At 69.9% G+C, this 17,791-nt stretch carries 18 protein-coding genes; 9 read left to right on the forward strand and 9 right to left on the reverse strand.

What is annotated here, in order from left to right:
- Window positions 1–3: 3 nt before the first annotated feature.
- The 7 genes from obgE (at window position 4) to lptG (ending at window position 8,053) form a co-directional block, all read left to right on the forward strand.
- On the forward strand, window positions 4–1,050 hold the full coding sequence (gene obgE / locus CKY28_RS04720; protein WP_095997189.1) for a GTPase ObgE: 1,047 nt from the start codon (window positions 4–6) through the stop codon (window positions 1,048–1,050).
- Window positions 1,051–1,054: 4 nt separating this feature from the next.
- Window positions 1,055–1,951: an NAD-dependent epimerase/dehydratase family protein gene (locus CKY28_RS04725; RefSeq protein WP_095997190.1), complete on the forward strand. Its 897-nt coding sequence runs from the start codon at window positions 1,055–1,057 to the stop codon at window positions 1,949–1,951.
- A 46-nt stretch (window positions 1,952–1,997) separates the two neighbouring features.
- Entirely contained in the window at window positions 1,998–2,240 is a 243-nt protein-coding gene (locus CKY28_RS04730) for an acyl carrier protein (RefSeq protein ID WP_095997191.1), read from the forward strand.
- Window positions 2,237–3,499 carry a serine palmitoyltransferase gene (gene spt / locus CKY28_RS04735; RefSeq protein ID WP_095997192.1) on the forward strand — a complete coding sequence of 421 codons (1,263 nt, stop codon included), beginning with the start codon at window positions 2,237–2,239 and terminating at the stop codon, window positions 3,497–3,499. Before CKY28_RS04730 ends, spt begins: the two co-directional genes overlap by 4 nt.
- Before the next feature lie 41 nt (window positions 3,500–3,540).
- The gene (locus CKY28_RS04740) at window positions 3,541–5,481 is read left to right on the forward strand and encodes an ATP-binding protein (RefSeq protein ID WP_095997193.1); all 1,941 of its coding nucleotides are present in this window, start codon (window positions 3,541–3,543) and stop codon (window positions 5,479–5,481) included.
- Between the two features lie 281 nt (window positions 5,482–5,762).
- On the forward strand, window positions 5,763–6,959 hold the full coding sequence (gene lptF, locus CKY28_RS04745; RefSeq protein WP_176472954.1) for an LPS export ABC transporter permease LptF: 1,197 nt from the start codon (window positions 5,763–5,765) through the stop codon (window positions 6,957–6,959).
- Between the two features lie 41 nt (window positions 6,960–7,000).
- Window positions 7,001–8,053, forward strand: a complete 1,053-nt coding sequence (gene lptG, locus CKY28_RS04750; RefSeq protein ID WP_095997194.1) for an LPS export ABC transporter permease LptG — start codon at window positions 7,001–7,003, stop codon at window positions 8,051–8,053.
- 141 nt (window positions 8,054–8,194) lie between these two features.
- On the opposite strand, the gene CKY28_RS04755 is transcribed toward lptG, so the two are convergent.
- A complete protein-coding gene (locus tag CKY28_RS04755; protein ID WP_095997195.1) occupies window positions 8,195–9,283 on the reverse strand; it encodes a fatty acid desaturase family protein in 1,089 nt (362 codons plus the stop codon).
- Window positions 9,284–9,385: 102 nt separating this feature from the next.
- Between CKY28_RS04755 and CKY28_RS04760 the strand changes: the two genes are divergently transcribed.
- Complete coding sequence (locus CKY28_RS04760) at window positions 9,386–10,537, forward strand: N-acetyltransferase (protein WP_095997196.1); 1,152 nt, start codon at window positions 9,386–9,388, stop codon at window positions 10,535–10,537.
- Window positions 10,538–10,579: 42 nt separating this feature from the next.
- Here CKY28_RS04760 and CKY28_RS04765 read toward each other — a convergent pair whose 3' ends face one another.
- From CKY28_RS04765 to CKY28_RS04800, 8 genes are all read right to left on the reverse strand, one after another.
- Window positions 10,580–10,828, reverse strand: coding sequence for a hypothetical protein (locus CKY28_RS04765; RefSeq protein ID WP_095997197.1), 249 nt, complete (start codon window positions 10,826–10,828; stop codon window positions 10,580–10,582).
- A 167-nt stretch (window positions 10,829–10,995) separates the two neighbouring features.
- Window positions 10,996–11,253: a hypothetical protein gene (locus CKY28_RS04770; RefSeq protein ID WP_095997198.1), complete on the reverse strand. Its 258-nt coding sequence runs from the start codon at window positions 11,251–11,253 to the stop codon at window positions 10,996–10,998.
- A 156-nt stretch (window positions 11,254–11,409) separates the two neighbouring features.
- Window positions 11,410–12,180, reverse strand: coding sequence for an exodeoxyribonuclease III (xth, locus tag CKY28_RS04775; protein ID WP_095997199.1), 771 nt, complete (start codon window positions 12,178–12,180; stop codon window positions 11,410–11,412).
- A gap of 23 nt (window positions 12,181–12,203) precedes the next feature.
- Window positions 12,204–12,542, reverse strand: coding sequence for an iron-sulfur cluster insertion protein ErpA (erpA, locus tag CKY28_RS04780; RefSeq protein WP_095997200.1), 339 nt, complete (start codon window positions 12,540–12,542; stop codon window positions 12,204–12,206).
- A gap of 72 nt (window positions 12,543–12,614) precedes the next feature.
- Window positions 12,615–13,334, reverse strand: coding sequence for a M23 family metallopeptidase (locus CKY28_RS04785; protein ID WP_095997201.1), 720 nt, complete (start codon window positions 13,332–13,334; stop codon window positions 12,615–12,617).
- Window positions 13,335–13,447: 113 nt separating this feature from the next.
- Window positions 13,448–14,239 (reverse strand): ferritin-like domain-containing protein, encoded by a 792-nt coding sequence (locus CKY28_RS04790; protein WP_095997631.1) that lies wholly within the window; start codon window positions 14,237–14,239, stop codon window positions 13,448–13,450.
- Between the two features lie 159 nt (window positions 14,240–14,398).
- Window positions 14,399–14,854: a peroxiredoxin gene (locus tag CKY28_RS04795; protein ID WP_095997202.1), complete on the reverse strand. Its 456-nt coding sequence runs from the start codon at window positions 14,852–14,854 to the stop codon at window positions 14,399–14,401.
- Window positions 14,841–17,600 (reverse strand): bifunctional [glutamine synthetase] adenylyltransferase/[glutamine synthetase]-adenylyl-L-tyrosine phosphorylase, encoded by a 2,760-nt coding sequence (locus CKY28_RS04800; protein ID WP_095997203.1) that lies wholly within the window; start codon window positions 17,598–17,600, stop codon window positions 14,841–14,843. The genes CKY28_RS04795 and CKY28_RS04800 overlap by 14 nt, the downstream gene beginning before the upstream one ends.
- Here CKY28_RS04800 and CKY28_RS04805 point away from each other — a divergent pair.
- Window positions 17,599–17,778 carry a hypothetical protein gene (locus tag CKY28_RS04805; RefSeq protein ID WP_095997204.1) on the forward strand — a complete coding sequence of 60 codons (180 nt, stop codon included), beginning with the start codon at window positions 17,599–17,601 and terminating at the stop codon, window positions 17,776–17,778. The genes CKY28_RS04800 and CKY28_RS04805 overlap by 2 nt on opposite strands.
- Window positions 17,779–17,791: the final 13 nt, after the last annotated feature.

Genomic DNA, 17,791 nt, shown 5'->3' on the forward strand with positions numbered 1-17,791 from the left:
GCCATGCACTTCCTAGATCAAGCCAAGATTTTCGTCCGCTCCGGCGCCGGCGGGCCGGGAGCGGTGAGCTTCCGACGCGAGAAGTTCATCGAATATGGCGGCCCCGACGGCGGCGACGGCGGCAAGGGCGGCGACATCGTGTTCGAGGCCGTGCCCGGCCTGAACACGCTCATCGACTTCCGCTACACCCAGCATTTCCGCGCGCCCCGCGGCACGGGCGGCTCCGGCCAGAACAAGACGGGCGCGGGCGGGCGCGACCTCGTGATCCAGGTGCCCGTCGGCACGCAGATCCTGTCCGAGGACAAGTCGGAGGTGCTGCTCGACTTTACGCGCGCCGGCCAGCGCGAGGTGTTCCTGCGCGGCGGCGACGGCGGGCGCGGCAACGCCAGCTACAAGACGTCCACCAACCGCGCGCCGCGCCAGCACGGTACCGGCTGGCCGGCCGAGGAGGCGTGGGTGTGGCTGCGCCTCAAGCTGCTCGCCGACGCGGGGCTGGTCGGGCTGCCCAACGCGGGCAAGTCGACCTTCATCAACGCCGTCACCAACGCGCAGGCCAAGGTCGGCGAGTACGCCTTCACCACCACGCGCCCGCAGCTCGGCGTGGTGCGCCACAAGGGCCAGGAGTTCGTGATCGCCGATATCCCCGGCCTGATCGAGGGCGCGGCGGAGGGTGCCGGCATCGGCGACCGCTTCCTCGGCCATATCGAGCGCTGCCGCGTGCTCCTGCACCTGGTGGACGCCAACGATGAGAGCGTGGCGGAGAGCTTTCGGGTCGTCCGCGACGAGCTGGAGGCGTACGGCGCTGGGCTGATCGATAAGCCCTTCGTGCTCGCGCTCAACAAGATCGATACCCTCGACGACGAACTGATTGCCGCGCTGTCCGCTGAACTGGAGGAGGCGAGCGGCCGCGAGGTCATCCCCATCTCCGGCGCTGGAGGGACTGGTCTCGACTGGGTACTCGACCGACTCCTTGAGGAGGTCGGACCGGGCGCGCGCGCCGTGCCGGACGAAGATCAGGGCGAAGAGGCGGTCGAGTGGTCGCCCATCTGAGCGCGTGCTGATCGCGCTCACCGGCGCGACGGGGTTTGTCGGCCGTCGCACGCTCGATCTGCTGTTGGCGCGCGCGCATGAGGTGCGCGCGCTCGCCCGGCGACCGCAGGAGGCGCGGGACGGCGTGACCTGGGTCACGGGGGCGCTGGACGACGGCCCGGCGCTGCTCGCGCTGGTGGTCGGGGCCGACGCCGTGGTCCACATCGCTGGCGTCGTGAACGCGCCCGACCGCGCGGGCTTCGCAGCCGGTAACATCAATGGCACGCGCGCGGTGGTCGACGCGGCGGCGCGCGCGGGCTTGCGGCGGTTCGTCCATGTCTCCTCGCTGGCCGCGCGCGAGCCAGGCCTCTCGCTTTATGGTTGGTCTAAGGCTGAGGCCGAGCGCGTCGTCACGGAGTCCGATCTCAATTGGACGATCGTTCGCCCGCCCGCCGTCTACGGCCCCGGCGATCTGGAGCAGCTCGACGTGTTCCGCCTCGCCAAGCTGCGCCTAGCTCTCCTGCCCCCGCCCGGCCGCATGTCAGCGATCATGGTCGATGACCTCGCCGCCCTGCTCGTAATACTCGCAGAGCGGGGCGGGCTGCGCACGGTTTATGAGGTCGACGACGGCCGCGCGATCACCCATGCCGACTACGCCCGCGCCATCGGCCGGGCGGTCGGGCGGCGCGTGCTGACGCTCCCCCTCCCCGCCCCGCTGCTCCGCTTCGGCGCGCGTCTCGACCGCCTCGCCCGTGGGCCGCGGGCGAAGCTTACGCCGGACCGCGCCGCCTACATGGCGCACCCGGACTGGGCCGCCGACCCCGCCAAGCGCCCGCCGCCCGAGCTCTGGACGCCCCGCATCGCCCTCGACGCCGGGCTCGCCGAGACGGTGCGCTGGTACAGGGCGCAAGGCTTGCTATAGGCCCGCGCCGAACTCCCGCCGCAATCCGCGGCCAAGGATCACGACCATGAGCGACCGCGAGCAGACCTTCCAGACCGTCAAGGCGCAGATCGAGCCCTTCAACAAGAAGGGTGTCAACATCGTCGAGACGACCACGTTCCAGGGCGACCTGGAGTGGGACAGCCTGACCGTGATGGATTTCGTCGCGGCGATCGAGGACGAGTTCGACATCGTCATCACCATGAACATGCAGGCGGAGATCGAGACGGTGGGCCAGCTCGTCGACGCCGTGGACCGCCTGCGCGCATGACCGAGACCGGCCTTCAGCCCGAGGCGATCGACCTCGACCCGCCCGCCGTCGCCCCCGAGCGCGACCTGTTCAGCAAGTTCGATCCGCTCATCGCGGAGCGCGAGGCGCTGCTGGCGTCGGGCGTGCGCGACCCGTTCGCGATCGTCATGGACGAGGTCCGATCGCCCACCGAGGCCGTGATCAAGGGCCGCGAGACGATCCTGCTCGGCACCTACAACTACATGGGCATGACCTTCGACCCCGACGTGATCGCGGCGGGCAAGGAGGCTTTGGAAAAGTTCGGCTCCGGCACCAACGGCAGCCGCATGCTCAACGGCACGTTCCGCGACCATGTCGACGCCGAGGAAGCGCTCAAGGAGTTCTACGGCGCGCGCCACGCGATGGTGTTCTCTACGGGCTACCAGGCGAACCTGGGCATCATCAGCACGATCGCGGGCCGCGGCGAATACATCATCCTCGACGCCGACAGCCACGCGTCGATCTACGACGGCTGCAAGATGGGCGACGCGGAGGTGGTCCGCTTCCGCCACAACTCCGTCGAGGATTTGGACAAGCGCCTCGGGCGCCTGCCCAAGGAGCCGGGCAAGCTCGTCGTGCTGGAGGGCGTCTATTCGATGCTCGGCGACGTGGCCCCGCTCAAGGAGATGGTCGCAGTCGCCAAGAAGCACGGCGCCATGGTTCTTAGCGACGAGGCGCACTCCATGGGCTTCTATGGCCCCAACGGCCGCGGCGTGTACGAGGACCAGGGGCTCGAGGCCGACGTCGATTTTATTATCGGCACCTTCTCCAAGTCGGTCGGCACGGTGGGCGGCTTCTGCGTGTCGAACCACCCCAAGTTCGAGGTGATGCGCCTCGCCTGCCGCCCTTACATCTTCACCGCCAGCCTGCCGCCGTCCGTGGTCGCCACCGCCGCGACGTCCATCCGCAAGCTCATGCACGCGCACAACAAGCGCCAGCATCTGTGGGAGAACGCGCGGAAATTGCACGGCGGCCTGACCGCGATGGGCTTCAAGCTCGGCACCGCCGAGCCGGAGTCCGCGATCATCGCCGTGATCCTGGACGACCAGACCCAGGCGGTCGCGATGTGGCAGGCGCTGCTGGAGAACGGCGTCTACGTTAACATGGCCCGCCCGCCCGCGACGCCGGCGGGCATGTTCCTGCTGCGCTGCTCGCTCTGCGCGGAGCACACGACCGAGCAGCTCAATCGCGTGCTGGCGTTGTTCGGGGAGGCCGGCCGGGCGACGGGCGCCATCGGCTGACGTTCACCACTTTTCCACACCTTATATCCTGTAGTAGGGATATGGCGGTGGATGGGGAAGCGGGCGAGGCGCCCCCTGGGGGCGGTCCGCCCTGGCGGACGTTGACGCTGATCGCGATCGCGATCCTGGGCGCGGCGACGCTCATCGGCCTGATCTTCACGGTCCGCGACGCCAACACCCAGCGCGACCGCGCGCTTCGGCTCCAGGCGCGCAGCTACGACGTGATGGTGGTGTCGCGCACGCTCGCCGGCACCATCGCACGGTCGGAGGCCGCGCTCGGCCGCTACGTCATCTCCACCGACCAGCGGCTCGGCCAATCCTATTTCGACGAATGGCGCTCGGCGGCGGCGCAGATCGCGCAGCTCGACCGCCTGACCCGCGACGAGGCCGACCAGCAGCGGCGCATCTCGACGCTGCGCGGCGCGTATGACGAGCGCGGGCAGGAGCTGTCGCTCATCGCGCTCTCGACGCGCTACGGCAAGAACACGCAGGCCCTCGGCCGCTACCACCGCGCGCGCAATGCGCCGTCGCTCAAGGCGATCAACGCGACGCTGGACGGCATCATCGCCGGCGAGCGCGATGTGCTGGACCGGCGCACCGCCGCCGCGTTCGGCTCCGTCCGTCGGTCGACGCAGGCGGCGATCGCGCTCGCCGTCTTCGGCTGCGTCCTCGTGCTGGGCGCGATCCTGCTCGGTATGTTCACGGTGCGCGCGCTCGGCGAACGCGCCGCCGCCCGCGCGGAGGCCGACGCCGCCGAGGCGCGCGCCGCCGAACTCACCGCCGCCGTGCAGGCCGCCACCGACGAGCTGCGCGCGCAAGAGGCCAAGCTCCGCCAGGCGCAGAAGATGGACGCGGTCGGCCAGTTGACGGGCGGCATCGCGCACGATTTCAACAACATGCTGGCCGTCGTCCTCGGCGGCATCGAGCTCGCGCGCCGCAACCTGGGCAAGCCCGGCGCGGCCCGTCACCTCGACAGCGCCATGGAGGGCGCGAATCGCGCCGCCGCGCTGACCCGCCGCCTACTCGCCTTCTCGCGAGAGGAGGGACTGAAGCCCGAGCCGATCGAACCCGGCATGCTGGTCGCGGGCATGTCGGAGCTGCTCGACCGCACGTTGGGCGACGCGATCACGGTGACGGTGCGCGACGAGGCGCAGGGCTGGCGCCTCCACGCCGACCGCGTGCAGCTGGAGAACGCGCTCCTCAACCTGGCCGTGAACGCGCGCGACGCGATGAACGGACGCGGCGAGCTGACGGTGGTCACCGGCCGGGCTTCGCTCGGCGACAATCAAGTCGGCCAGTGCGCGAGCGGCGACTACGTCACCTTCGCCGTGACCGACACGGGCACGGGCATGACGCCGGAGATCGCCGAGCGCGTCTTCGAGCCCTTCTTCACGACCAAGCCGGTCGGCAAGGGCACGGGCCTGGGCCTCAGCCAGATCTTCGGCTTCGTGCGGCAGCAAGACGGCGAGGTCGGCATCGACACCGCGCCGGGCCGCGGCACCACCGTGACGCTCTACCTCCCCCGCTTCGTCGGCGAACGTACCGAGGTAGAGATCATCGAGCAGGCTCCGAACCTCGCCGACGTCCCGCACGCGCTCGAGGTGCTGGTGGTCGAGGACGATCCCCGCGTGCTCGCGGCCACGATGGGGGCGCTCGAGGAGCTCGGCCACCGCGCGATCGCCTGCGACGACCCCCTCGCCGCGCCCGCGCTGCTGGAGCGGTATCGCAACGTCGAGCTCGTCGTCTCCGACGTGCTCATGCCCAAGCAGACCGGACCGGAGATGGTCGCGGCGCTGCTGCGGCGTGACCCGCACCTCGCGGTCCTGTTCGTCACCGGCTACGCCGGCGAGGCGGGTGGTGCTGCGGAGTTCGGCGGCCACCACGTGCTCCGCAAGCCGTTCACGCTGGCGGGCCTGGAGCGCGCGATCGCCGCGGCGCTGGCCGATCGCCTCGTGCATCCGGAGCAGATTGCGGCGGAGTGAACCCGACCAGTTCCTCCCCCGCTTACGGCGGGGGAGGTGGCGCGCGTAGCGCGACGGAGGGGGAACTACGGAGTGCGGCATCGCCCACGGCTTGCTTCGCAAGCCGGCTCCGGTCGGCGACAAGCCCCCGGCTTGTCGCTGATCGACCTACGCCCCCCTCCACCACGCCCTGCGGGCGCGGTCCCCCTCCCCCGCAACTGCGTTGCGGGGGAGGAATTGGTGGCATCACTCGTCCACCACCCCTATACCCCTACCCGCCCGTTCTCCTCAGCCGAGCCCGCATGAAATCGATTGATCGCTACATGGTCCGGCTGATCGCGTTGCCGTTGTTCTCGACGCTGATCATTGCCGCGATGCTGCTGATCCTCGACCGCATGCTCCGGCTGTTCGACTTCGTCGCGACGCAGGGCGGGCCCGTCAGCGTCGTGTGGCGGATGCTCGCCAACTTGCTGCCCGAGTATTTGGGCCTCGGCATCCCCATCGGCCTGCTGCTCGGCATCCTGCTCGCCTTCCGCCGGCTCGCCGGCACGTCCGAGCTCGACGTGCTGCGCGGCGTCGGCATGAGCTACGCGCGGCTGCTTCGCGTGCCTTACTATTACACGATCGCGCTGGTCGCGGTGAACCTCGCCATCGTCGGCTTCGTCCAGCCCAAGGCGCGCTACTATTACGAGCAGCTGCGCTTCGAGCTCAGGACCGGCGCGCTAGGCGCGTCGATCAAGGTGGGCGAGTTCACCCATTTCGGCGACCGCATGACGCTCCGCATCGAGCAGAGCCGTCGTAGCGGGCGCGAGCTGAGCGGCATCTTCGTCCATTTCGATCAGGAAGGCGGCGGCAGCTACTCGGTCACGGCGCGCGAGGGGCAGTTCCTGCGCACGGACGACCCGAACACGATCATCTTCCGCCTGACCGACGGCACGCTGGTCCAGGACGCGCCCGAGTTCCGCGTGCCGCGCGTGCTGACGTTCAGCGCGCACGACCTGCCCATCCCCCTGCCCCAGTCTGAGCGCTTCCGGCAGCGCGGCGGGCGCAACCTGGAGTTCACGCTCCCCGAGCTCGCGCGCCTCGGCCAGACCGCGCCGACGGAGGAGCAGCGCGACTCCACCCGATCCGAGTTCCACTTCCGCGTGGTGGAGGTGGCGACGATGCTGCTGCTGCCACTCCTCGCCGTGGCGCTCGGCGTCCCGCCCAAGCGATCGACCACGGCGCTGGGCGTATTCCTGGGCGTGGTGATGCTCGTGACGTACCACAAGATCAACGAGTACGCCGCCTCGTTCGGCGAGCTGGGCCGCGTCGACCCGCTGCTGGCGCTATGGATCCCGTTCCTCCTCTTCGCCGCACTCGTGATCTGGATGTTCTACATCATTGCCTACAAACCCGGCGGCCAGCCGATCGGCGCGCTGGAGCGCGGCTTCGGGAAAGCGCTCTCCGCGATCACGCGGCGCATGCCCGGCCGGCGGCGCAAGGCGGCGCTCGCGTGAACCCGCTAGCCTTTTTCCCGTCGCGCACCGTCGCCTGGTACATGGCGCGCATGTTTCTGCTGCGGACGTTCGGCATCCTGTTCGCGCTGGTGCTGGTGCTTCAGGCGCTGGACCTCTTGAGCGAGACGGGCCGCATCCTGGAACGCCCCGGCAACGGCCAGCCGGAGGTGCTGCGCTACGTCTCCTTGCGCGCGCCGGAGATCATCGCGCGCTTTCTGCCCTTCTCCGTGCTGCTCGGCACGATTCTGACGCTGATCACGATGAACCAGAACAGCGAGGTGATCGCGCTCAAGGCCGCGGGCATGTCGGCGCACCAGGTGCTGGCTCCCTTGATCATCGCCAGCTTGGGCGTGGCGGCGGTGTCCTTCACCTTCAACGAGCGCATCGTAGCGCGGGCGAGCTCCACGCTGGAGCAGTGGAAGCGCGTCGACTACGGCCCGCTGCCGATCGACCGCGGCGATCGCACCAACGTCTGGGTGCGCGACGGCGACGACCTGATCGAGGTGGCGCGGCTGACCGGACGCGGCGACGCGGCGCGGCTGAGCGGCATCACCATCTACGACCGCGAAGGTGGCGCCCTGCGCGCGACGATCACCGCGCAGAACGGCGTGCGCGCGGGCGACGGTTGGCGGATCGGGCCGGCGGAGCGGTTCGACGTGGCCTCGGGCGGCGTCACGCCCCTGGGCGAGATCGTCGTCGCCCGCGGCGTGCGCCCCGACCAGTTCACGCTATCGACCGTCAACGCCGAAGGCCTGACCTTCACCGCGCTTCGCGAGGCGATCCAGGACCTATCGGACGCGGGCCGCCCGACCAAGGCGCTCGAAGGCGCGCTCTGGCACAAGCTGTCGGGGCCGCTCTCCTCGGTGCTGATGCCGCTCCTGGGCGCGGTCGCGGCGTTCGGCATCGCGCGATCGGGCAAGCTGTTCGTCCGCGCCGTGATCGGCATGGCGCTGGGCTTCGCCTATTTCGTGGCGGACAATTTCGCGCTCGCGATGGGCAATCTGGGCGCGTACCCGCCGTTCCTCGCGGCGTGGGCGCCGTTCCTGCTGTTCTTCCTGCTGGGCGAGGCGGTGCTGATCAGGACGGAGGAGTAAAGCCGCCCATCCACTCTTTCCGTCATGCCGGACTTGTTCCGGCATCCATCGTCGTGCGAACGATCCCGCCGGATTGCGCGGACTACGATGGACCCCGAAACAAGTCCGGGGTGACCGCAGCAGGGTAGGAGACGGAAGCGTTTACCGCCCCAGCGTAGACCCCACCAACCGCCCGAGCAGCCCCGGCAGCCCCTTGTAGCTCGCCTTGTGGTACGGCGAGTCCGGCTCCAGCACCGCGGTGATCCGCCGATGCGCCTCGCCCAGCGAGTGGTAGGGCACGCCCGGCAGCAGGTGGTGCAGCGCGTGGTAGCGCAGGCCGACCGGTGCCCAGAGCGCGGGCAGCAGCGTCGGCGGCGGCACGTTGACCGAGTCGAGATACTGCGCGGTCACGCTCATCGGCTCGCCTTCGTTCTCCCAGAGATGGGCGACGAGCGTGCGGACCTGGTTGATCACCATGGTCGCGGAGACGACGGCCAGGAAGATGCCGAACGAACGGAGCGGCACGACGCCCGTCGCGACGGCCGCGAGCAGCGCAATCGCCCAGGCGCTGGTCGCGATCTCGACGCGGTCCCACAGCGCCTTGGCCTCGCCCTCCGGCGCGCGGCGGCGGAACTGCGGGTTGATCGCGAGCGCGGAGAAGCGCTCGACGACGGTCCTGCGCAGGCCCGGCACGACGAACGACAGCGGCGTCAGCACGGCGTAGCGGATGAGGAAACCGATCGGCGCGAGCGCGGAGACGAGCACGAACAGCGGCACCGTCCACGGCTTCATAAGCGCCAGCGGCAGGTACTCGGGGTCCTCGACCGTGCCGTAGCGCGTCTTGGCGTGGTGCAGGTTGTGCACGCCCTCGTACATGAAACTCGGGATGAGCAGGGGCACGCCCACGATCGCGTTCCAGCCACCGCGGAAGCCGGGCAGCGCCGCATGTTTCATGTGGCTGACCTCGTGGATGAAGCTGCCCGCGCGGTAGAGCGCGAATACCGCTACCACGCCCGCCAGCAACGCCCAGGCGCCCGGCAGGTGGATCGCGCCCGCCAGCGCCGCGTAGCCGACGAGCGCGGACAGGGCGAGGTCGCCCCAGTAGATCAGCGGCTTGGGCGCGTGCAGGTCGCGCGTCAGCTCGGCGGCCACTTTCAACATTGCCTTGTCGTCGGCAATGCGCGGACGGGCCTCGCGACCCGCGGCCACAAAGGGCGAGGCGGCGCGGTCGAGGGAGATCGTGCTGCTCATAGCTCGGCTCATCACCACGATATAGTGGCAGGGATGTGGCGATGAAGGGGGGGATGCCCCGCCCGCCTTCCCCTGCCCCGTCCGCCCGACTAGGAACGGCGCGTGTCAGACCTCGTCATCCGCCCCGTCCTGACCAAGCGCGACCGCAAGCGCTTCGTCGACCTGCCCTTCCGCCTCTATCGCGACGACCCGAACTGGGTCCCGCCGCTCAAGCGCGAGGCGCTCGGGCTGATCACGCCGGGCAAGAACGGCTGGTTCGCGCATGCGGAGGCGCAGCTCTTCCTCGCCGAGCGCGACGGCCGCGCCGTGGGCCGCATCTCCGCGCACATCGACACGCTCGCGCTCACCATGCCGGCCGGGCAGGGTTTCGGCCCTGGGGTCGGGCAATGGGGCCTGTTCGACGCCGAGGACGCGGACACGGGCGCGCGGCTGATCGCGACGGCGGAGCAGTGGCTGCGCGATCAGGGCATGACGCGCGCGCTCGGGCCGATCAGCATGTCGATTTGGGAAGATCCCGGCCTGCTCGTCCGGGGCCATGACCACCCGCCTACCGTCATGATGGGCCACGCCAATCCGGAATACCGGACCTGGATCGAAGGCGCGGGCTACGCGGCCGTCAAGCAGCTCCTCACCTACGATCTCGACATCACCAAGGAGTTTCCCCCGCTGGTCAAGCGGATCATCCGCTCGGGCGAGCAGAACCCGCGCATCCGCGTGCGCACCGTCGACAAGTCGCGCTTCGACCAGGAGGCGCGGATCATCCTCGACATCCTCAACGACGCATGGTCGGACAATTGGGGTTTCGTGCCCTTGACCGAGCCCGAAGTCCGCGACGTGGGTGTTAAGCTCAAGCCGATCGTCTACGAAGACCTGATCCGCATCGCCGAGCTCGACGGCAGGCCGGTCGCGTTCATGATCACCTTGCCGGACCTGAACGAGGCGCTAAAGCCGCTGAACGGGTCGCTCCTGCCGTTCGGCTGGGCGAAGCTGTTGCGCTGGCTGCGCAAGCCCCGCGTGCGCACCATGCGCGTACCGCTGATGGGCGTGGTCAAGGAGCTGCAGGCGTCGCGCATGGCGAGCCAGCTCGCCTTCATGATGATCGAGTACATCCGCGCCGCATCCGTGGCGAACTACGGCGCGAGCCGGGGCGAGATCGGCTGGATCCTCGACGACAACCAGGGGATGCGCTCGATCGCCGAGACGATCCAATGCCAGATCAACAAGGTCTACCAGATCTACGGCCGCGACTTGTGAAGGCCCGGCCGCGGTGGACGTCCCGCCGCGGCCGGTACGCCGTCACTTCTTCAAATCGGTCAGCGGGTCGTAACCCTCCCTCAACCAATTGGCGCGCGTGTCGCACGTCCGGCGCCGGAGGCGCGACCCGGTCACCACGTCGTCGACGCAGTAGCGCGTCTCCTTCTTGGCGGTGGCCGGACCGCCGGCCTGGGCGGGCGCGGCGATGGCGGGCCTGCGCGGGGCCGCCTCGGGCTGGGCGACGGCGGGCACCGCGAGAGTCGCGGCGATGACGGCGATGATGGTCTTCACGGCTTTCCCTTTCTCCTCCTGCGGGGTCGGTCCCGCGTGTCCTGAGCTTTGCATCAGGCGTGCCAGGTTCGGCTGGCAGGTGTTTTCAATCGCTTAGCCCAGGTGGCTTGCTGGTATAGAAGTGTAATACACCGATGGTTAGCGACCCGCGCCAATGCTCGGTCGGATCAGCTGGTCAGGGGCTGCACGCCCAGCGCCGTCCACTCGCGGTAGGTCCGGCACACGCGCTGCGGCACGCTCTGGCGCTGACCGTTTCCGGCCACCGCCCGCCCGCTATCGAACACGCAGTAGCGGGGCCCCTCGCCCGCCTTGCGACGGCTCTCCGGCGCGCTCAGCGCGTGCTTCAGGATGCGGGCGTCGACCGCGCGATCCAGATCGGCGCCGGCGCTCAGCATCGCGACGGCCGGCATCAACATCTGCAACATGGCTCACCTCCTTCTCCGTCACCATCGACGGTACGGAAAGGAAGTGCATTAGTCGTGCCATACACCTCGCAAGGCGTGGAGCTCGCCGGAATGCCGGTCCTGAGCGCGTATTAGTGGTGTAGTACACCAACGGCTGGCGTTATGCGCCAGCCCCGGTCAGCGCAGCCGAACCCAAGTCGGCGCGTGGTCGCTGGCCTTGTCGCGGCCGCGATACTCCTTGTCGACGCCCGCACCGAGCATGCGGTCGGCCGCCTGGGGACTCAAGAGCAGATGGTCGATGCGGAAACCCGCGTCGCGGGCCCAGGCCTGCGCCTGATAGTCCCAGAACGTCCATACGGCCCCGCGCGGGTGCCGCGTGCGCAGCGCGTCCGTCCATCCCTGCGCCAACAGCCGGCGATAGGCGGCGCGGCTCTCCGGCTGCATCAGCGCGTCCTCCGCCAGCGCGCGGACGGAATAGGCGTCGTCGTCGTTCGGGATGACGTTGTAGTCGCCCGCGAGCACGACCGGCTTCTCCTCGACGAGCAGCGCGCGCGCGTGGTTCGCGAGCCGCTCCATCCAGCGCAGCTTATAGTCGAACTTGGGCCCGGGCCGCGGATTGCCGTTGGGCAGGTAGATGGATGCGACGACCAGCCCGTCCACCTCCGCCTCGAGATAGCGGCTCTGCTCGTCCTCCGGATCGCCGCCCAGCCCACGGTGGCGCTCGACCGGATCGGCGCCCCTGGCGAGCACCGCGACGCCGTTGAACCCTTTCTGCCCGTGCCACACGCCGCCGTAGCCGATGTCGCGGATCTCGCGTTCGGGAAACGTCTCGTCCGTCGTCTTGAGCTCCTGGAGGCAGACGATGTCGGGCTGCTGCTCGGTCAGATATTCGAGCAGGCGCGGCAGCCGCGCCTTGATGCCGTTGACGTTGTAGGTGACGATCTTCATCGCGCCGCCTTAGCGGGCGGTCGTCAGACTGCGAAGCTCGATCCGCAGCCGCAGCCCGAGGCGGCTTGCGGGTTCTCGACGCGGAACGCCGCGCCGCCCAGCGACTCGACGTAATCGACGCTCGCACCGCGGACCAGGTCGAGGCTGACGCTGTCCACCACCAGCCGGACGCCGTCGCGCTCCGCGACCGTGTCGTTGCCGTCCACCGCGTCCGCGAAGCCGAACCGGTACTGGAAACCCGAGCAGCCGCCGCCGTCGACCGACAGCCGAAGGATGGCCAGCTTGCCCTGCTTCGCCGCGATCGCCGCCACGCGCGCCGCGGCGGAAGGGGTCAGCGAGATATCGGGAGCGGTCGTGGCCATAGTCCGCAAATAAGAAGGGCGGAGGCCGATGTCAGCCCCCGCCCGAGTTGGTCACCCACTAGGGATCTCGGTTCAGTCCAGCGACTCCGGCAGGTTCGCCGACACGGGCACGATGTGCACCGCGCGGTCCTGCGCCGCGAGGAGATAGTCGGCCGAGGTCAGGAACGGCACGGGGTTGACCGCGCGGCCGTCCATGCGGACCTCGTAATGGAGGTGGCTGCCCGTGGAGCGGCCGGTCGAACCCATCAGGCCGATGATCTGGCCGCGCTGCACGCGCGAACCGGCCGAGACCAGGATGCGCGACAGGTGGCCGTAGCGCGTCGCGATGCCCTTGCCGTGGTCGAGCTCGACCAGGTTGCCGTAGCCGCCGCGACGCTTCGCCTCGGCGACGATCCCGTCGGCGGTGGCGTAGATCGGCGTGCCGACCGGTCCGCGGATGTCGACGCCGGCATGCATCGCCGCCGAGCCGCGGAACGGGTCGGAACGGATGCCGAAATTACTGGAATAGTCCATCTTGGCGACAGGCTGGACCGACGGGATCGCGATCGCGCCCTGGCCGGTGGTGCCGCCGTCCATCTTCTTCCAGGCGGTAAACAGCGTGCGGAAGTCGCCGTCGGGACGCATGGCGGAGGACGCCTCGGCGCTGCTCGCCGCGATCAGCGGGCCGCCCTGGGCGGTGGTCGCCGGCGCCGACTTCTCGGCCGGCTCGTTGGCGAGCGCCTGGCCGGTGGAGAGCGTGGCGATGAGCGCAGCCGCTGCGACCCGACGCGCGATGAAGTTGAATTTGGTCATCAAACCCCGGCGTGCTTGCCAGCCCCCTCCCCAACAGGATGCCGGCCCCAAAATTTCGTCGCGTTACGCAGCCCCACCGCGTTTCGGACAGGAACCGTTGTGCCGATCGGTGGTTAACAGGCAATAACCTCGTAGAATTCCCGCGTCAGACCGGCTTGGCTCCGCGCCGAGTCGTTGAATGGCGGCTTCAGGACACCCCTGAAATAGCGCCGGACCTTCTCCCGCCACAGCGGCGCGGGCTCGACTCCGGACTCGGCGCAGCGCTGTCCGAACCATTTCACGCCGAAGCCGACGTGCCGGATCTCGTCCGTGTAGATGCGGTGGAGGATGCGCGCGCTGGGCTCGTCGCCGGCGGTTCTGAAGCGCGCGACGGTGTCGGGCGTCACGTCCAGCCCACGCGCTTCCAGCACCATCGGCACCACCGCGAGCCGCCCGAGTGAGTCGTTTGCGGTCGCCTCGGCCGCCTCCCACAGCCCCGCATGCGCCGGCAGCTGCCCGTAGAAGCTGCCCAGCGTCCGGAGCCGCCGGTCGAGGATGGCGAAGTGCATCGCCTCGTCCACGCCGACCGAGATCCAGTCGTCGACGAACGCGCGCGGGAACTCGGCGCCGAACCGCCCCGCACAGTCGAAGGCGAGGTCGATCGCCGAGAACTCGATATGCGCCAGCGCGTGCAGCAGCGCGACGCGCCCGCGTTCGGAGCCGCCCCTGCCCCGCTTAGGCATGCGGTTGGGCGGCAGCAGCTCCGGCCGGTCAGGCCGGGCGGGCGCGTCGGGCATGGCGACGTCGAACAGATGCGCGAGCTCGCCCCTGCGCCAACGACGCGCAGTTTCGCGCGCGAGCCGGACCTTGGTGCGCGGCTCCCCCGCCGAGAGCACCGCCCGACAGGCCCGGGCGATCGTCAGCATCTCCACGCCCCCGTCACCCCGGACTTGTTCCGGGGTCCATCGCTGAGCGGGCGATCCGGTCGGGGGAACGCACCTCCTTGGCTCCACATCCGCAAACGGTTCGCCCGGACGACGATGGACCCCGGAACAAGTCCGGGGTGACGAACAAGAAAGCGCGTCTCACCTCGTCTTCGCCGCCTGCAGCACCGCCTGCGCGTGGCCGGGCACCTTCACCTTGCGCCACTGCTCCACCAGCGACCCTTGCGCGTTGAACAGGAAGGTCGCGCGGTCGATGCCCATATATTTCCGCCCGTACATCGACTTCTCGACCCACACGCCGAACGCTTCGCACGCCGCGCCGCTCTCGTCGGACAGCAGGCGTACGCCGAGTTCGTGCTTGGCCGTGAACTTGCCGTGGCTCGCAACCGAGTCCTTTGAGATACCGACCACCTGCACCCCAGCCGCCTCGAAATCACGGGCCAGCGCCGTGAAGTCGAGCGCCTCGCGCGTGCAGCCAGACGTGTCGTCCTTGGGGTAGAAATAGATCGCCGCCCAGCCGCCGACGAGCGAGCGCAGCGGCACCGGCCCGCTCTCGTCCTGCACCGTCACGTCAGGGATCGTGTCACCCAGCTCCACCCTCGCCTCCTATGTCGCGCCAAAGCTCGGCGACGCTCTGGCGCGTCCGCTCGAACTCGGCAACCGCTGCGTCCCAATCGGGCAGCCGCAACGCGCGGGCGATCAGGGCGCGGGTGCTGGGCGCAGGCGGCTCGGCGTCGGGTGCGACGAGGCGCAGCGTCACCAGCATGCGCGTGAGCAGGTCGTGCGCGTCGCGCGTGCCGGCCGGGAGCAACCCCGCCCCAACCAGCGCGTCGACCGCGCGGCCGAGATGCGGCTCGAAGCCGGCCCGGTGCGCCAGCTGGAGGACGTGGACCGCGAACTCCAGGTCGACGAGCCCGCCCGGCAGCAGCTTGGCGTCGAGCGGCCCCTTGGGCGGTTTGTGCGCGGCCATCTCCGCCCGCATCGTCCGCGCCTCCGCGGCAATGTCGCGCTCGGGCCGCGCGCCCGCCAGCACCTGCGCCACGATCGCGTCCGTCGCCGCACGCGCTTCCGTCGATCCGTGGACCACGCGCGCGCGGGTGAGCGCCATATGCTCCCACGTCCACGCCTCCTCGCGCTGGTAGCGCGCGAACGAGTCGAGCGAGACGGCGAGCGGCCCCTTGTTCCCCGACGGCCGCAACCGCGTGTCGACTGGGTAGAGCGGCCCCGCCGCCGTCGGCGCGGACAGCGCGCCGGTCATCCGCTGCGCGAGCCTGTTGAAGTAGAGCGTCGCGCCGAGCGGCTTCGCACCGTCCGACTCGGCGTGGAAGTCGCCCGTGAACAGGTAGACGAGGTCCAGGTCGGACGCGTGCGTCAGCAGCCCGCCGCCCATCCGTCCCAGCGCCAGCACGACGAGCTCGCCGCCGGGCACCCGCCCGTGCGCCCGTTCGAACTCGGCGACCGTGCGCGCGGCGATCGTCCGGATCGCCGCCTCGGCGACGCGGGCGTATCCTTCCCCGACCTCCAGCGGGTCGGCGGCACCCGCGACGATCTGCGTCCCCAGCGCGAACCGCGCCTCGCCGACGACGCGGCGGATTTGGTCGAGCGCGGCCTGATAATCCCCGTCGGCGCAGGCCATCGCCCGCGCAAGCACCTCGACGGTGCCGACCGGCTCGAACGCGCTCGCGTCCATGAGGCCGTCGAGCAGCGCCGGCCGGCGCGCGAGGTCGTCGGCGAGCGGCGGCGCGTGGCTCAAGATTGCGGCGAGCAGCTGCGCCAGCGCCGGCCGCGCCTCCAACAGCCGTAGCGTGTTGACGGCGCTGGGCAGCCGCTCGAGCAGCCGGTCGAGCCGGAGCAGCGCGCCCTGCGGCTCGGGCGCGCGCGCCAGCGCCTCGACGAGGCCGGGCAGCACCGCCTCCAGCGCGTCGCGCGCGGCGGGACTGCGCAGCGCCGGGTAGGCGCCCCCGCGCCAGGCGGCGATGCGCTGCGCAGGCGCGTCCGTCTCGGCGTACCCCGCCCGCTCCAACGCTTCTCCGAGCAGCACCGGGTCCAGCGGCAGTCGCGCGGGCCGCTCGTCCTCCAGCCCGTCATAGATGCGGCCGACCGCCTCCACATGCGGGCGGAGCAGGTCGAGCAACGCCGCCCCGCTCTCCAGCCCGTGCAGCCGCGCCACGCGGTCTAGCGCTTCATCGGCCGGCAGCGTGTGCGTCTGCCGATCCTCCAGCATCTGCACGCGATGCTCGATCGTCCTCAGCAGCGTGTAAGCGTCGGAAAGCGCCCTCGCCTCTTGCGCGTCGATCCGCCCCGCTTCCGCCAATTGTGCGAGCGCGTCGCGCGTCGCGGGCACGCGCAAGTTCGGCTCGCGGCCGCCATGGATGAGCTGGTGGATCTGCGCGTAGAACTCTACTTCGCGGATACCGCCGCGCCCGCGCTTCAGGTCGTAGCCGGGGCCGAGGCGTTGCCCCTGCGCATGATGGTCGCGAATGCGGTGCGACATGCCCCTGATCTCGCCCACCGCACCGAAGTCGAGCGAGCGCCGCCACACGAACGGCTGGATCGTGCGGAGGAAACGCTGGCCCAGCTTTAGGTCGCCGGCGGCGGCGCGGGCGCGGATGAACGCCGCGCGCTCCCAGGGCAGCGCCTGGCTTTCGTAATAGTGGATCGCCGCGTTGACCGGCAGCGCGATCGGCGTCACCTCGGGCGAGGGCCGCAGCCGCAGGTCGACGCGCAGCACGTAACCGTCGGCGTCGCGGCTCTGCAGCAGCTCGACCACGCGCCGCCCGATCCGCACCGCCGCGTCCTCCGGCTCCTCGCGCGCGCGCCTGGGCAGCGTCGCGGGGTCGAAGATCAGGATCGGGTCAATGTCGGACGAGTAGTTGAGCTCGAAGCTGCCCTGCTTGCCGAGCGCGATCGCGGCGAAGCCGATGGGCTCGGCATCGGGCGTGCGTTCCCGGATCGCGGTGCGGATCGCCAGGTCGAGCGCCGTATCGGCGAAGCCGGTCAGCGCCGCGGTGACCGCGGTCAGGTCGTACGCGCCCGACAAGTCCGCGAGCGCGACGGACAGCGCCAGCCTGCGCCGCGCGATACGGAGCCGCTTGGCCGGGGGTACGCCTTCCTCCTCCGGTAGCCATAGCGGAACCGTCTGCCCCGCCAGCAGCGAATCGACCGTGTCCCGCTCCCGGTCGAGCAGGCCGGAGAGGAAGGGCGAGCAGGCCCGCGCGCGCTCGATAGCATCGCTAAGCCGCTGATTAGGTTCGCCGATCTTTACGCTTAGGTAATCAGAATTTTGACTTAAATCAGCTTCGTCGCGGAAACGATCGGCGACTCGCGACGTTTCTGGCGACATGGCTACGATAGCTTCAGGTTACTTCGACGTATCGGAAGGCGGCTTCGTCGTCCGCCGTCCGCGCGTGACCGACGCGATCGGCGGCGCGTTGATGCGCAGCTACGCGCATGCCGCGGCGCTGCCCGACGACATGCGTCGCCTGCTCGACCAGCTTGACCGCAAGACGCGACGCCATTGATTGGGCGTCGCGA

Origin of the sequence: Sphingomonas lenta, from assembly GCF_002288825.1 — a bacterium.
Lineage (GTDB): Bacteria > Pseudomonadota > Alphaproteobacteria > Sphingomonadales > Sphingomonadaceae > Sphingomonas > Sphingomonas lenta.

Excerpts from the sequence above, each read along its gene's own strand:
- CKY28_RS04805 (WP_095997204.1), top strand. The coding sequence starts at position 17,599 with ATGGCTACGATAGCTTCAGGTTACTTCGACGTATCGGAAGGCGGCTTC.
- CKY28_RS04790 (WP_095997631.1), bottom strand. The coding sequence starts at position 14,239 with ATGCTGACGATCGCCCGGGCCTGTCGGGCGGTGCTCTCGGCGGGGGAG.
- CKY28_RS04740 (WP_095997193.1), top strand. The coding sequence starts at position 3,541 with ATGGCGGTGGATGGGGAAGCGGGCGAGGCGCCCCCTGGGGGCGGTCCG.
- xth (WP_095997199.1), bottom strand. The coding sequence starts at position 12,180 with ATGAAGATCGTCACCTACAACGTCAACGGCATCAAGGCGCGGCTGCCG.
- obgE (WP_095997189.1), top strand. The coding sequence starts at position 4 with ATGCACTTCCTAGATCAAGCCAAGATTTTCGTCCGCTCCGGCGCCGGC.
- spt (WP_095997192.1), top strand. The coding sequence starts at position 2,237 with ATGACCGAGACCGGCCTTCAGCCCGAGGCGATCGACCTCGACCCGCCC.
- CKY28_RS04770 (WP_095997198.1), bottom strand. The coding sequence starts at position 11,253 with ATGTTGCAGATGTTGATGCCGGCCGTCGCGATGCTGAGCGCCGGCGCC.
- lptG (WP_095997194.1), top strand. The coding sequence starts at position 7,001 with ATGGCGCGCATGTTTCTGCTGCGGACGTTCGGCATCCTGTTCGCGCTG.
- CKY28_RS04785 (WP_095997201.1), bottom strand. The coding sequence starts at position 13,334 with ATGACCAAATTCAACTTCATCGCGCGTCGGGTCGCAGCGGCTGCGCTC.
- erpA (WP_095997200.1), bottom strand. The coding sequence starts at position 12,542 with ATGGCCACGACCGCTCCCGATATCTCGCTGACCCCTTCCGCCGCGGCG.
- CKY28_RS04730 (WP_095997191.1), top strand. The coding sequence starts at position 1,998 with ATGAGCGACCGCGAGCAGACCTTCCAGACCGTCAAGGCGCAGATCGAG.
- CKY28_RS04800 (WP_095997203.1), bottom strand. The coding sequence starts at position 17,600 with ATGTCGCCAGAAACGTCGCGAGTCGCCGATCGTTTCCGCGACGAAGCT.
- CKY28_RS04755 (WP_095997195.1), bottom strand. The coding sequence starts at position 9,283 with ATGAGCAGCACGATCTCCCTCGACCGCGCCGCCTCGCCCTTTGTGGCC.
- lptF (WP_176472954.1), top strand. The coding sequence starts at position 5,763 with ATGAAATCGATTGATCGCTACATGGTCCGGCTGATCGCGTTGCCGTTG.